Annotated in this window: 1 protein-coding gene; it reads left to right on the top strand. The window is 42.6% G+C overall.

The genetic code is table 11. The features are described 5' to 3' along the window. A partial coding sequence (locus VJL_RS17155) for an IS3 family transposase (protein ID WP_152436661.1) occupies window positions 1–352 on the top strand: 352 nt, incomplete at both ends.

The raw sequence follows: 352 nt of genomic DNA, 5'->3' as shown, positions 1-352 counted from the left end.
TGATAAAGTCAATTTATCATGAGCATAAGGGGCGATACGGCTACCGCCGTATTCACTTGGAACTAAAAAAGCGAGGCTTCATGTTGAATCACAAGACGGTTCAAAGGCTTATGGCTCAGCTAAACCTTAAATCAACGGTCAGGATTAAAAAGTACCGTTCATATCGAGGTGAGTTTGGAAGAACGGCTCCCAACATACTTGAAAGAGATTTTAGTGCGTCCCAGCCAGATGAAAAGTGGGTAACTGACGTTACGGAGTTCAAAGTCAAAGAGCAGAAAGTGTACTTGTCTCCGGTTGTCGACTTGTTTACTCAAGAGGTGGTTGCTTATAGAGTAGCTAAAAATGCCTGTTT

Origin of the sequence: Vibrio jasicida CAIM 1864 = LMG 25398 (assembly GCF_000400365.1) — a bacterium.
Classification (GTDB): domain Bacteria; phylum Pseudomonadota; class Gammaproteobacteria; order Enterobacterales; family Vibrionaceae; genus Vibrio; species Vibrio jasicida.
This window is presented reverse-complemented; position numbering and strand designations above follow the sequence as displayed.